This is a genomic window from Mycolicibacterium hodleri, from assembly GCF_025822245.1.
GTDB classification, from domain to species: domain Bacteria; phylum Actinomycetota; class Actinomycetes; order Mycobacteriales; family Mycobacteriaceae; genus Mycobacterium; species Mycobacterium hodleri.
Map to the genome: position 1 here is coordinate 279,780 of NZ_JACKTL010000033.1, position 13,913 is coordinate 293,692.

At 65.1% G+C, this 13,913-nt stretch carries 12 protein-coding genes; 7 read left to right on the forward strand and 5 right to left on the reverse strand.

What is annotated here, in order from left to right; all coding sequences use genetic code 11:
* Nucleotides 1-23: 23 nt before the first annotated feature.
* The 5 genes from H7J06_RS13850 to rpmH all read right to left on the reverse strand — a co-directional run bounded on the left by H7J06_RS13850 (nt 24) and on the right by rpmH (nt 2,563).
* Nucleotides 24-551 carry a Jag family protein gene (locus H7J06_RS13850; RefSeq protein WP_264039466.1) on the reverse strand — a complete coding sequence of 176 codons (528 nt, stop codon included), beginning with the start codon at nt 549-551 and terminating at the stop codon, nt 24-26.
* A 69-nt stretch (nt 552-620) separates the two neighbouring features.
* Complete coding sequence (gene yidC / locus H7J06_RS13855; RefSeq protein ID WP_264039467.1) at nt 621-1,760, reverse strand: membrane protein insertase YidC; 1,140 nt, start codon at nt 1,758-1,760, stop codon at nt 621-623.
* Entirely contained in the window at nt 1,753-2,031 is a 279-nt protein-coding gene (gene yidD / locus H7J06_RS13860; RefSeq protein WP_443678420.1) for a membrane protein insertion efficiency factor YidD, read from the reverse strand. Before yidD ends, yidC begins: the two co-directional genes overlap by 8 nt.
* On the reverse strand, nt 2,028-2,387 hold the full coding sequence (rnpA, locus tag H7J06_RS13865) for a ribonuclease P protein component (RefSeq protein ID WP_264039468.1): 360 nt from the start codon (nt 2,385-2,387) through the stop codon (nt 2,028-2,030). Before rnpA ends, yidD begins: the two co-directional genes overlap by 4 nt.
* A 32-nt stretch (nt 2,388-2,419) precedes the next feature.
* Nucleotides 2,420-2,563, reverse strand: coding sequence for a 50S ribosomal protein L34 (rpmH, locus tag H7J06_RS13870; protein WP_149479713.1), 144 nt, complete (start codon nt 2,561-2,563; stop codon nt 2,420-2,422).
* 569 nt (nt 2,564-3,132) lie between these two features.
* Here rpmH and dnaA point away from each other — a divergent pair.
* The 7 genes from dnaA to gyrA all read left to right on the forward strand — a co-directional run bounded on the left by dnaA (nt 3,133) and on the right by gyrA (nt 13,911).
* Complete coding sequence (dnaA, locus tag H7J06_RS13875; protein ID WP_264039469.1) at nt 3,133-4,614, forward strand: chromosomal replication initiator protein DnaA; 1,482 nt, start codon at nt 3,133-3,135, stop codon at nt 4,612-4,614.
* A 573-nt stretch (nt 4,615-5,187) separates the two neighbouring features.
* Nucleotides 5,188-6,390, forward strand: coding sequence for a DNA polymerase III subunit beta (gene dnaN / locus H7J06_RS13880; protein WP_264039470.1), 1,203 nt, complete (start codon nt 5,188-5,190; stop codon nt 6,388-6,390).
* A 29-nt stretch (nt 6,391-6,419) separates the two neighbouring features.
* Nucleotides 6,420-7,313 carry a phosphogluconate dehydrogenase (NAD(+)-dependent, decarboxylating) gene (gene gnd / locus H7J06_RS13885; protein WP_264039471.1) on the forward strand — a complete coding sequence of 298 codons (894 nt, stop codon included), beginning with the start codon at nt 6,420-6,422 and terminating at the stop codon, nt 7,311-7,313.
* 37 nt (nt 7,314-7,350) lie between these two features.
* Nucleotides 7,351-8,511 carry a DNA replication/repair protein RecF gene (gene recF, locus H7J06_RS13890; RefSeq protein WP_264039472.1) on the forward strand — a complete coding sequence of 387 codons (1,161 nt, stop codon included), beginning with the start codon at nt 7,351-7,353 and terminating at the stop codon, nt 8,509-8,511.
* Nucleotides 8,508-9,071, forward strand: coding sequence for a DUF721 family protein (locus H7J06_RS13895; RefSeq protein ID WP_264039474.1), 564 nt, complete (start codon nt 8,508-8,510; stop codon nt 9,069-9,071). The genes recF and H7J06_RS13895 overlap by 4 nt, the downstream gene beginning before the upstream one ends.
* Before the next feature lie 224 nt (nt 9,072-9,295).
* Nucleotides 9,296-11,323 carry a DNA topoisomerase (ATP-hydrolyzing) subunit B gene (gene gyrB / locus H7J06_RS13900; protein ID WP_264039475.1) on the forward strand — a complete coding sequence of 676 codons (2,028 nt, stop codon included), beginning with the start codon at nt 9,296-9,298 and terminating at the stop codon, nt 11,321-11,323.
* A gap of 32 nt (nt 11,324-11,355) precedes the next feature.
* Nucleotides 11,356-13,911 carry a DNA gyrase subunit A gene (gyrA, locus tag H7J06_RS13905; RefSeq protein WP_264039476.1) on the forward strand — a complete coding sequence of 852 codons (2,556 nt, stop codon included), beginning with the start codon at nt 11,356-11,358 and terminating at the stop codon, nt 13,909-13,911.
* Nucleotides 13,912-13,913: the final 2 nt, after the last annotated feature.

Below are 13,913 nucleotides of genomic sequence, written 5' to 3' on the forward strand. Positions count from 1 at the left end.
CTACATGGGTGTAACTCGGAGGGTCAGGCAGGAAGGACGACGACGCGACGCGACGGCTCCGCGCCTTCGCTCTCGCTCCGCACACCGTCGACCGCCGAGACTGCATCGTGAACGATCTTCCGCTCGAAGGGAGTCATCGGCGCCAGCTCCTCGCGCTCGCCACTTGCCAGCACACGCTTGGCGACCTTGTCCCCCAGCGCCGCCAACTCGTCACGGCGACCACGACGCCAGTGCGCCACGTCCAGCATGAGACGGCTGCGCTCACCGGTCTTCTGGTGCACCGCCAACCGCGTCAGCTCCTGGAGAGCGTCGAGCACCTCACCCTTGCGCCCCACCAGCTTGGCGAGATCGCCGCCGCCGTCGATGCTGACGATCGCGCGATCGCCTTCCACGTCGAGGTCGATGTCACCGTCGAAGTCGAGCAGGTCGAGAAGTTCCTCGAGGTAGTCGCCGGCGATCTCGCCTTCGTTGACCAAGCGGTCTTCCAGATTCTCCGACTTGGGCGCCTCGTCTGCGACGTCGGTGCGTTCGGTTGTATCAGCGTCGGTCATGTTCGTCCTTACCTCCGTGCGTAGACATCCATCAGCGGCCACGACGGGCCGGACTGATTCGGGTACTTGTCAGGGCCTGCGCTTCTTGGGCCGATTGTTGGTGCGCTTCGGCGCACGATTGGCCGCGTTGCCAGCCTTGGGAGCGACGGGCTTGCCGTTGGACGCGGCCGTCGAACCGGCCGGTCGCGTATTCGCGCCGTCCTCGACCAAGTCGATCTCGTCGGCGGTGGAGTCCGTGAGTTCGCGCTCGGCGGCGGCCTTCGCGGCGTTGTCGGCGGCGGCCGTCTGCGGACGCTTGCGCTTGACCTTCGGCTTGGAACCTGGTACGGGAGCATTCGACGCTCGTCGCGCCAGATCCTCTTCCTTCTTGAGCTCTTCTTCCTTCTCGATCTTGCCGAACACGTAGTGCTGCTGACCGTAGGTCCAGATGTTGTTGGCCACCCAGTAGAGGATCACTGCGAGCGGAAGGAACGGACCACCGACGACGACGCCGAGCGGGAACACGTACAGCGCGAGCTTGTTCATCATCGCGGTCTGCGGATTGGCGGCAGCCTCGATGCTCTGTCGGGCCACCGACGCACGGCTGTTGAAGTGGGTGGCGACGCCAGCCAAGATCATCAGCGGAACGCCGACCGCGATGACGGCCGCGCGGTTGAAGTCGTCGAAGGCGCCAAGCCCGACGGTCTGAATCATCGACGCACCCAACGGGGCGCCGAACAGGTTGGCGTCCAGGAAGTGCCCGACGTCGGTGGCACTGAAGATGTAGTTGCCCAGTTCGCGGTTCTGCTCGACCGACAGGCCCAGTCTGCCGAAGCCCGTCTGCGTCCGGTTGAACGAGTTCAGCACGTGGTACAGCCCGATGAACACCGGAATCTGGGCGAGCATCGGCAGACAGCCGAGGATCGGATTGAACCCGTGTTCCTTCTGCAGCTTCTGCATCTCCAGCGCCATCCGCTGGCGGTCCTTGCCGTACTTCTTCTGCAGCGCCTTGATCTGCGGCTGCAGTTCCTGCATCTGACGCGTGGTGCGGATCTGCCGAACGAACGGCTTGTAGAGGATCGCGCGCAGCGTGAAGACGAGGAACATCACGGCCAGCGCCCACGCGAAGAAGTTGTCCGGCCCCAGGATGAAGGCGAACGCCTTGTACCAGACCCACATGATCGCGGAGACCGGGTAGTAGATGACGTCGAGACTGAACCAATTAAACAAACGAATCGCTCCTCAGCGTCGTGGCATCGGATGCCACCTCACGTCGCTCCGGGATCGGATCCCATCCACCTGGGTGCCACGGGCCGCACTTGGCCAGCCGGACCAGAGACAACCAACTCCCCCGCATGAAGCCGTACTCGCGGAGGGCGTCGACGGCGTACTGACTGCACGTCGGGGTGAACCGGCACGAAGGCGGCCGGTAGGGGGAAATCATATTGCGGTAGAGCTCGACGACGGCGATCGCGGCGCGCGCGATTGGGGCGCGGCTCACCGTCGCCCTCCAGCCGAGCCGTTCAATCGGCGCAAGGCGGCTCGCAGCTGTTCTTCGAGCCGGACCGACTTCGCCCGACTGCTACTGGGTAGAGCGCGGATCACCACTTTGTCACCTGGACCCAACTCGTCGAGGACGCCGCGAGCCACGTGCCGCAACATCCGCGAGACCCGATGACGCTGAACCGCCGACCCAACGGACTTCGAGACGACCAGCCCGACCTTGGGAGTGTCGGCCAGCTCGTCGGACGCCTTCAGCGCGTGCACGACGATGTCGGGCTGCGCTGCTCGTACGCCACGACGGACCGTCATGCCAAAGTCAGTCGATCTCGTCATCCGGTACTGGGCCGGAAGCACCTGTCTACACCCTGCTACGGATTAGAGCAGGATCACGCAGTGAGTGAGCGACGGCCCTTGCTACGCCGGCCCGACACGATGGCGCGACCAGCGCGCGTGCGCATGCGCAACCGGAAACCATGCACCTTGGCACGGCGCCGGTTGTTCGGCTGAAACGTCCGCTTGCCCTTGGCCACGGCTATATCTCCTCTATGTGTGCGACAACTCGCCTCGCGCACATGCGAACATGTCCGTCTGGAAGCAGTCGCGGTACGTACGCTTCGTTGGTCCCGCTTGCTAGCTCCGGCGCGTTAACCCGACGATCCGAGTCGCAGCCGTATCGCCACGTTCGGGCGACTGTTCGAGGGTACTGACGAGATTTCCCTAGGTCAAACCTGCTTCTCCTGGTGCGACCGACACCCCGATTTCGTCACAGCGTTCACACCTGTCACCATTCAATACACTGCCCACCAGACGGTCCCCGCAATGTTGCAGAACTGTTGGCACCCGGCAATAAACCTGTTAGCTTCTGCCAAGGCCATCTCAGACCGAGACGGCGCTGGACGAAGAAGTTAGGACGGCCGCCCACCCGCGAGCCCATGGTGTACTCGAGCACCGTGACGAGCCCCGGCAACGCAGCCTCCGAGCAAGAAAGCAACGACACAACGACCGGTGTTGGTTATCCACAAACTGTGGATAACCATGTGGACACTCGGTCATTGTCTATTCGGCCAACCCTGTCTGGCCACGAGGGGGAACTTCTCCGTTGACAGCAGACCCCGACCCCCCGTTCGTCGCAATTTGGAACGACGTCGTGGCGGAACTCAACGGTGACGTGCCCTCCGACACCACGGCGGGTTTCACTTCGCCGAACCTGACTGCCCAGCAACGAGCCTGGCTCAAGCTGGTCAAACCCCTCGTCATCGCCGAAGGGTTTGCTCTGTTGTCGGTGCCGACTCCGTTCGTGCAGAACGAGATCGAACGTCACCTCCGCGAACCGATCATCGCCAGCCTGAGCCGGCATCTGGGCGGGCAGCGCATCGAGCTCGGCGTCCGGGTGGAAACCCCGGAACCCGATTCCGACCGCGACGACGAGATTCGCGCCGACGCCCTTCCCGACGCCGACGAAGTGGACGAGGACGAAGAAGCACTGGCCAGCGCCGAGGCCAGCTGGCCGGCCTACTTCACCAACCGGGCGCAGAACGCCTCGACCAACGACGTGAGTCTCAACCGTCGCTACACGTTCGACACGTTCGTCATAGGTTCGTCGAACCGCTTCGCCCATGCCGCCACCCTGGCGATCGCCGAAGCCCCGGCCCGCGCCTACAACCCCCTCTTCATCTGGGGTGAGTCCGGCCTCGGCAAGACCCATCTCCTTCATGCCGCCGGCAACTACGCGCAGCGCCTCTTTCCCGGCATGCGGGTGAAGTACGTCTCGACCGAAGAGTTCACCAACGACTTCATCAACTCCCTGCGCGACGACCGCAAGGCGTCGTTCAAGCGCAGCTACCGCGACATCGACGTGCTGCTGGTCGACGACATTCAGTTCATCGAGGGCAAGGAAGGAATCCAGGAGGAGTTCTTCCACACGTTCAACACCCTGCACAACGCGAACAAGCAGATCGTCATCTCCTCGGACCGCCCGCCCAAGCAGCTCGCGACCCTGGAAGACCGGTTGCGCACGCGGTTCGAATGGGGCCTGATCACCGACGTCCAGCCCCCGGAACTCGAGACCCGCATCGCCATCCTGCGCAAGAAGGCGCAGATGGACCGGCTCGACGTCCCGGACGACGTCTTGGAACTCATCGCCAGCAGCATCGAGCGCAACATCCGCGAGCTCGAGGGCGCGCTCATCCGCGTCACCGCCTTCGCCTCGCTCAACAAGGCGGCGATCGACAAGACGCTCGCCGAGATCGTGCTTCGCGACCTCATCTCCGACGCGAACTCGATGCAGATCAGCATCGCCACGATCATGGCCGCCACCGCGGAGTACTTCGAGATCACCATCGAGGAGCTTCGTGGGCCGGGCAAGACCCGGGCGCTGGCGCAGTCGCGTCAGATCGCGATGTACCTGTGCCGCGAGCTGACCGACCTGTCTCTTCCGAAGATCGGTCATTCGTTCGGCCGGGACCACACCACCGTCATGTACGCCGAGCGCAAGATCCGCGGCGAGATGGCACAAAAGCGCGAGATCTTCGACCACGTCAAGGAACTCACGACGCGCATCCGTCAGCGCTCCAAGCGCTGACCGGTACTCAGCGCCGCGTAATTCACTCCCGTCGACCGACTCTTCGTGCCGTCATGCGCCCACGTCGTCTCGTCGTGCGCTTATGTTTCGAGAATCTTCTGACCCAATTGCACCACGAGTCACATGAATTCCTCGTGGACTACTCGTGCACAGGCCGTGGACGAATACGGGGGCACCGCCCACGTCGTCCACACCTCGACGCGGGAGTCCACAGCACGCCGAATTTCACGAGTTGGTAGTCCACGAGTGGCCCACGAGCGCGCACCGCGTCCGACCTGCCAACCAAGCCGTCGATCCACAGCTTGCACAGCACCTATTACTGTTACTCATCTATCAATCAATGTTCTTCTCTAAAAGAAGCACCTGGGGAACGCACCCTGTGAAGCGTCCGAACGCGGCCCCTCCCGGGGCATTTGTCACTCCGATGGATTAGCTTTCAACTTGAGGCCGGAGGCTCTACGGTGGGTCTTCGACAACCGGAACGGTCGTCGAACCGCAGCGTGGTGAAATGTCCGTAAGACACCCGTAGATCCGCTGCTCGTGCAAGTGGTGGGTTTTACCGAAGGGGACGCTATGGACGCGGCGACGACGACAATTGGCACCGATCTGAAGTTCAGGCTGGTTCGTGAGGACTTCGCGGACGCCGTGGCCTGGGTGGCGCGCATACTTCCGACGCGACCCACCGTGCCGGTGCTCTCCGGTGTGCTGCTGACCGGCTCCGAGGACGGTTTGACCATCTCCGGCTACGACTACGAGGTGTCGGCCGAGGTGCGCGTTGCGGCCGAGATTGCTTCTCCGGGAAGCGTTCTGGTGTCTGGCCGGCTGTTGTCCGACATCACCAAGTCGCTGCCGGCCAAGCCGGTCGACGTCACCGTCGAGGGCACCAGGGTTTCGCTGAGTTGCGGTAGCGCACGGTTCTCGCTTCCCACGATGGCCGTCGAGGACTACCCGACGCTGCCGTCGCTGCCCGAGGACACCGGCGTGGTGCCGTCCGATCTGTTCGCCCAAGCCATCAGCCAGGTCGCCGTCGCGGCCGGACGCGACGACACGCTGCCGATGCTGACCGGCATTCGGGTGGAGATCTCCGGTGAGAAGGTCGTGCTGGCCGCCACGGACCGGTTCCGTCTCGCCGTGCGCGAGCTCACGTGGACGACGAACGCCGCCGACATCGAAGCCGCGGTTCTGGTGCCGGCGAAGACCCTCGCCGAGGCGGCCAGGGCCGGCAGCGACGGCGCCGACGTCCACCTGTCGCTCGGCGCGGGCGCCGCGGTCGGCAAGGAGGGCCTGCTGGGCATTCGCAGCAACGGCAAGCGCACCACCAGCCGACTGCTCGACGCCGAATTCCCCAAGTTCCGCCAGCTTCTGCCCGCCGAACACACCGCCGTCGCGACGGTCGGGGTCGCCGAGTTGACCGAGGCCATCAAGCGCGTCGCGCTGGTCGCCGACCGTGGAGCTCAGGTGCGGATGGAGTTCACCGAGGATTCGTTGCGGCTGTCCGCCGGCGGCGAGGACGCCGTGGGTCGGGCCGAGGAAGACCTGCCGGTGGAATTCTCTGGCGAGCCGTTGACCATTGCGTTCAACCCGACATACCTCACCGACGGACTCGGGTCGTTGCACACTCCGAAGGTGACGTTCGGCTTCACGACATCTAGTCGTCCCGCGGTGTTGCGGCCGGCGGGAGAAGATGATGATTCGTACGTCGGTGCGACCGGTCCTTTCCCGGCCGCCCAGACCGACTACGTGTATCTGTTGATGCCGGTACGTCTTCCAGGCTGACCGGCCCTAGCGCCACGAAAGAGGAGCACATGCAACTCGGCCTGGTCGGTCTCGGCAAAATGGGCTTCAACATGCGTGAACGCCTGCGCAAGGGCGATCACGAGGTGATCGGTTACGACCCGCGTCCCGAGGTCACCGACGTCCCCGATCTCGCCGGACTCGCAGCCGCGCTGACGGCGCCGCGGGTGGTGTGGGTGATGGTTCCCTCCGGTGACGTCACCAGCGGAACCATTTCCGGACTCGCGGACGTGCTCAGCCCCGGCGACTTGGTCATCGACGGCGGCAACTCGCGCTACACCGAAGACGGTCCGCACGCGGCATTGTTGGCGGAGAAGGGAATCGGCTTCATCGACGCCGGCGTCTCCGGCGGAATTTGGGGTCTCAGCGAGGGTTACGGTCTGATGGTCGGCGGCAGTGACGCCGACGTGGAGAAGGTCATGCCGATCTTCGACACGCTGCGCCCGCCGGGACCGCGCGAAGACGGCTTCGTGCACGCCGGACCCGTCGGCGCCGGCCACTTCGCCAAGATGGTGCACAACGGCGTCGAGTACGCCATGATGACCGCCTACGGCGAGGGTTACGAAATGCTCGCCGCCGAAGACCTGATCAAGAGTCCCCAGGCGGTGTACCAGGCCTGGTCCAACGGCACGGTGGTCAGGTCCTGGCTGCAGCAGCTGCTCGCGAAGGCGCTCAAGGAAGATCCGCATCTGGCCGAGATCCGGGGTTACACCGACGACTCGGGTGAGGGTCGTTGGACTGTCGAGGAGGCCATTCGGTTGCGTGTTCCGGTCCCGGCCATCGCTGCGTCTCTGTTCGCGAGATTCCTTTCGCGTCAGGATGATTCGCCGACCATGAAGGCCGTCGCGGCGTTGCGCAACCAGTTCGGCGGGCATGCGGTCCAGCGGATTCACGAGTCGGGCTGATTCCGGGTTCGACGATGAAGTGGTGCGAGGCGGCTAGGTGTACGTACGTCAACTGGGTTTGACCGACTTCCGGTCGTGGTCACGACTCGAGTTGCAGCTGGAGCCGGGTCGCACGGTGTTCGTGGGTCCCAACGGCTTCGGAAAGACGAACATCGTTGAGGCGCTGTGGTATTCGTCCACCTTGGGCTCGCATCGCGTCGGCGCCGACGCGCCGCTGATCCGGGCCGGCGCCGAGCGCGCCATCGTGTCGTCGATCATCGTCAACGAAGGACGGGAGCTGGCGGTCGACCTCGAGATCACCGCCGGCCGGGCGAACAAGGCACGGCTGAACCGCTCCCCCGTGCGCAGTGCCCGGGAGATTCTCGGGGCGATTCGCGCGGTGCTCTTCGCCCCGGAGGACTTGGCGTTGGTCCGTGGCGACCCAGGTGAACGCCGCCGGTACCTCGACGAGCTGGCCACCACCAGACGTCCGTCGGTGGCGGGTCTGCGGGCGGATTACGACAAGGTGCTCAAGCAGCGGACAGCGCTTCTGAAATCAGCTGCGGGAGCACGCTTTCGGGGTGACTCCAGTGCGCTCGAGACCCTCGACGTCTGGGACGGCCATCTTGCGGCGACCGGTGCGAAGCTCATCGCGGCGCGGGTGGCGTTGGTCGACCTCCTGGCCCCCGAGGTGGAGAAGGCCTATCAACTCCTCGCGCCCGCGTCGCGGCCGGCGTCGATCCGATACCGCAGTTCGGTGGAGGCCGTCGAGGCCGAGGCGGCCTCCGGGGCCGCCAGCGTCGAGGTGTTCGAGGTCGGGTTGCTGGACGAACTGGCGCGCAAGAGGTCCGCGGAGTTGGAGCGCGGGGTGTGCCTGGTGGGTCCTCATCGAGACGACCTGGAGCTGCGTCTGGGTGATCAGCCCGCCAAGGGTTTCGCCAGCCACGGTGAGTCGTGGTCGACCGCGCTGTCGTTGAGATTGGCGGCCTATGAACTCTTGCGCTCCGAGGGATCCGATCCGGTGCTGTTGCTCGACGACGTGTTCGCCGAACTCGACAACGCGCGCCGGCGGGCGCTCGTCGAAGTGGCGTCCTCTGCCGAGCAGGTCTTGGTGACCGCCGCGGTCGCCGAGGACATTCCCCAGGACTGGGATGCCCGCCGCGTCGTGGTCGGCATGAGGGACGACGACTCGGGTCGGCTGTCGGAGGTGGTCGAATGACCGACGACACGGACGACGAACCCCAGGGTCCGCCGCCGGAGCTCGCGCACATCCGGGGGATGGACCTGGTGCGGCGCACGCTCGAGGAAGCTCGGGGTGCGGCCCGCAGTCAAGGAAAGGACGTCGGTCACGGTCGCACGTCGGCCCCGAAGCGGATTCCGAATCGGGGTGGGCGCAAGCGGTGGTCGGGGCCCGGCCCGGACTCCCGGGATCCGCAGACCCTCGGAGCGTTGACCTCTCAGCTCGCCAAGAGCCGGGGGTGGACCCCCAAGGTCGCCGAGGGCTCGGTGTTCGGCCAGTGGGCGACCGTCGTCGGAGAGCAGATTGCCGAGCATGCCACCCCCACCACGTTGCGCGACGGCATCCTGACCGTCGAGGCCGAGTCGACGGCGTGGGCGACGCAGCTGCGGATGGTTCAGCCGCAACTGCTGGCCAAGATTGCGGCGGCCGTCGGCGACGGGGTCGTCACCAGCCTGAAGATCGTCGGTCCCGCCGCCCCGACGTGGCGCAAGGGCAAGTTCAACGTGCCGGGCCGAGGTCCGCGCGACACCTACGGCTGAGCTGTTTCGGCGCGCTACCTGAGAGCGCCGACAACGCGCGCAATCGGGCCTTCGGCCGTCGGGACGCGACGTTGGCCGAGAAATTCCGTGCACGGGTCTTTTAGGTACACAGAAACGCAGCCTCAGAGTCAGTGCTGACGGTAGGTAAAGGTAGACTGGACGCAGACTCGCGAGGAGCGCTTCGCTCTTCCGCTCGTGCACAATCCCAAGGAGACGCGCTCACTGTGGCTGCCCCGAAGAACAATGCCCCAACCGCCTACGGCGCGGAGTCGATCAAGGTTCTCGAGGGCCTGGAGGCGGTGCGCAAGCGTCCAGGCATGTACATCGGGTCCACCGGTGAGCGGGGCCTGCACCACCTGGTGTGGGAAGTCGTCGACAACGCGGTGGACGAGGCGATGGCCGGCTTCGCCACCAAGGTCGACGTCCGCATCCTCGAAGACGGTGGCGTCGAGGTCACCGACGACGGCCGCGGCATCCCGGTGGCGATGCACAGCACCGGCATCCCCACCGTCGACGTCGTCATGACGGTCCTCCATGCCGGCGGCAAGTTCGAAGAAGGCGCCTACCAGGTGTCCGGTGGTCTGCACGGCGTCGGTGTCTCGGTGGTGAACGCGCTGTCCACGCGGCTCGAGGCCGACATCCGCACGGATGGCTACGAGTGGTTCCAGACCTACGAGAACTCGGTGCCCGGCACGCTGCGGCAGGGCGAGAAGACCACCAAGAAGGGCACGACGATCCGCTTTTGGGCGGATCCCAACATCTTCGAGACCACCAACTACGACTTCGAGACGATCGCCCGTCGCCTGCAGGAGATGGCGTTCCTGAACAAGGGACTGACGATCGACCTGGTCGACGAGCGGGTCACCGCCGACGAGGTGGTCGACGAGGTGGTCAGCGACACCGCGGACGCCCCCAAGACGGCTGACGAGAAGGAAGCAGAGGCCAAGGCGCCGCACAAGGTCAAGCACCGTAGCTACCACTACCCCGGCGGTTTGGTCGACTTCGTCAAGCACATCAACCGGACGAAGACCCCCATCCAGCAGAGCATCATCGACTTCGAGGGCAAGGGCCCCGGCCACGAGGTCGAAATCGCAATGCAGTGGAACGCAGGCTATTCCGAGTCCGTGCACACCTTCGCCAACACCATCAACACCCACGAGGGCGGCACGCACGAAGAGGGCTTCCGCAGCGCGCTGACCACGGTCGTCAACAAGTGGGCCAGGGACAAGAAGCTTCTCAAGGAGAAGGACCCCAACCTCACCGGTGACGACATTCGTGAGGGTCTGGCCGCCGTCATCTCGGTCAAGGTCAGCGATCCGCAGTTCGAGGGTCAAACCAAGACCAAGCTCGGCAACACCGAGGTGAAGTCGTTCGTGCAGAAGATCTGCAACGAGCAGCTCAGCCACTGGTTCGAGTCCAACCCGGCCGAGGCGAAGACGGTGCTCAACAAGGCCGTTCAGTCCGCGCAGGCGCGCATGGCCGCGCGCAAGGCGCGAGAATTGGTGCGCCGCAAGAGTGCCACCGACATCGGCGGCCTGCCGGGCAAGCTCGCCGACTGCCGCTCCACCGACCCGCGGTTGTCGGAAGTGTATGTGGTGGAGGGCGATTCGGCCGGCGGCTCGGCCAAGAGTGGTCGCGACTCGATGTATCAGGCGATCCTTCCGTTGCGCGGCAAGATCATCAACGTCGAGAAGGCCCGCATCGACCGGGTGCTGAAGAACACCGAAGTCCAGGCCATCATCACCGCCCTGGGCACCGGCATCCACGACGAGTTCGACATCGCCAAGCTGCGCTATCACAAGATCGTGCTGATGGCCGACGCCGACGTCGACGGTCAGCACATCTCTACCCTGCTGCTCACCCTGTTGTTCCGATTCATGAAGCCGCTCATCGAGAACGGGCACGTCTTCCTCGCGCAGCCGCCGCTGTACAAGCTGAAGTGGCAGCGCAGCGAGCCCGAGTTCGCCTACTCCGACCGTGAGCGCGACGGACTCCTCGAAGCGGGTCGGGCGGCCGGCCGAAAGATCAACGCCGAGGACGGAATTCAGCGGTACAAGGGTCTCGGCGAGATGGACGCCAAGGAACTGTGGGAGACCACGATGGATCCGAGTGCCCGGGTGCTGCGTCGAATCACGTTGGACGACGCGGCCGCCGCCGACGAACTGTTCTCGATCCTGATGGGCGAGGACGTCGAGGCCCGGCGCAGCTTCATCACGCGCAATGCCAGAGACGTTCGCTTCCTTGACGTTTAACGCCGTTCTCCAAAGACGAAGGCTGACACACGATGACTGATACCACCCTGCCCCCGGGCGACGACGGCCCCACCACCGACCGCATCGAGCCGGTGGACATTCAGCAGGAGATGCAGCGCAGCTACATCGACTACGCGATGAGCGTCATCGTCGGTCGCGCTCTTCCCGAGGTGCGAGACGGCCTCAAGCCCGTGCACCGTCGCGTGCTGTACGCGATGTACGACTCGGGCTTCCGGCCGGACCGCGGGCATGCGAAATCCGCACGGTCGGTTGCCGAGACGATGGGCAACTACCATCCGCACGGCGACTCGTCGATCTACGACACCCTGGTCCGGATGGCCCAGCCGTGGTCGTTGCGCTATCCCCTCGTCGACGGGCAGGGCAACTTCGGTTCGCCGGGCAACGACCCGCCAGCCGCCATGCGGTACACGGAGGCGCGTCTCACGCCGCTGGCGATGGAGATGCTGCGTGAAATCGACGAGGAGACAGTCGATTTCATTCCGAACTACGACGGCCGGGTGCAAGAGCCCACCGTCCTGCCCAGCCGTTTCCCCAACCTGTTGGCCAACGGCTCGGGCGGCATCGCGGTCGGCATGGCCACCAACATGCCGCCACACAACCTGCGTGAGCTCGCCGAAGCCGTGTTCTGGTGCCTGGACAACTTCGAGGCCGACGAAGAGGCGACGCTCGCCGCGGTGACCGAACGCGTCAAGGGTCCGGACTTCCCCACCTACGGGCTGATCGTCGGCTCGCAGGGCATCCACGACGCGTACACGACCGGCCGCGGTTCCATACGCATGCGCGGCGTGGTCGAGGTGGAGGAGGATTCGCGGGGCCGCACCTTGCTGGTCATCACCGAGCTGCCGTATCAGGTCAACCACGACAACTTCATCACCTCGATCGCCGATCAGGTGCGCGACGGCAAGCTCGCCGGTATCTCCAACATCGAGGACCAGAGCAGCGACCGCGTGGGTCTGCGCATCGTCGTCGAGGTCAAGCGTGACGCCGTGGCGAAGGTGGTGCTGAACAACCTCTACAAGCACACCCAGCTGCAGACCAGCTTCGGCGCGAACATGCTGTCGATCGTCGACGGCGTGCCCCGCACCCTGCGGATCGACCAGCTGATCCGGCTGTACGTGGCCCATCAGCTCGAGGTCATCATCCGGCGCACCCGTTATCGCCTGCGCAAGGCCAACGAGCGCGCTCACATCTTGCGCGGCTTGGTCAAGGCGCTCGACGCCCTCGACGAGGTAATCGCCCTGATCCGGGCGTCGGCGAACGTCGACGTCGCGCGGGCCGGCCTGATCGAGCTGCTCGACGTCGACGAGATCCAGGCCCAGGCCATCCTCGACATGCAGTTGCGGCGTCTCGCCGCCCTGGAACGTCAACGCATCGTCGACGACCTGGCCAAGATCGAGGCGGAGATCGCCGACCTCGAGGACATCCTGGCCAAGCCGGAACGTCAGCGGGCGATCGTGCACGACGAGCTCGCGGAATTGACCGAGAAGTACGGCGACGACCGGCGCACGCGGATCATCCCGGCCGACGGCGACGTCGCCGACGAGGACCTCATCGCACGCGAAGAGGTGGTCGTCACGATCACCGAGACGGGCTACGCCAAGAGGACGAAGTCCGACCTCTATCGCAGCCAGAAGCGCGGCGGCAAGGGCGTGCAGGGTGCCGGCCTCAAGCAGGACGACATCGTGCGGCACTTCTTCGTCGGCTCCACCCACGACTGGATCCTGTTCTTCACCACGCAGGGGCGGGTGTATCGAGCCAAGGCGTACGAACTGCCGGAGGCGTCCCGGACGGCCCGCGGTCAGCACGTCGCGAACCTGCTGGCTTTCCAGCCGGAGGAGCGCATCGCGCAGGTCATCCAGATCAAGTCCTACGAGGACGCGCCGTACCTGGTACTTGCCACCAAGAACGGCCTGGTGAAGAAGTCCAAGTTGACCGACTTCGACTCGAACCGCTCCGGCGGCATCGTCGCGGTCAACCTCCGGGAAGGCGACGAACTCGTCGGTGCCGTGCTGTGCTCGGCCGAAGAGGATCTGCTGCTGGTGTCGGCGAAGGGTCAGTCGATCCGCTTCTCGGCGACCGACGAGGCGCTACGCCCGATGGGCCGTGCCACGTCCGGTGTGCAGGGCATGCGGTTCAACGAGGAAGACCAGCTGCTCTCGCTCAACGTCGTCCGCGACAACACGTATCTGCTGGTGGCGACGTCGGGCGGGTACGCCAAGCGCACGGCCATCGACGAATACACCCCGCAGGGTCGTGGCGGCAAGGGGATCCTGACGATCCAGTACGACCGCAGGCGTGGCACTCTGGTCGGAGCGTTGATCGTCGACGACGACACCGAGCTGTACGCCATCACCTCGGGTGGGGGCGTCATCCGGACCGTGGCACGTCAAGTGCGCAAGGCCGGGCGGCAAACCAAGGGCGTGCGCTTGATGAACCTCGGTGAGGGCGACACACTGATTGCCGTCGCCCGCAACGCGGACGAGGACGCCAGCGACGGCGAGACCGACACCGTGGCTGACGTCGACGTCGAGTCTGACGCCGGCGACACCGAGACTGACCCGAGCTAAGG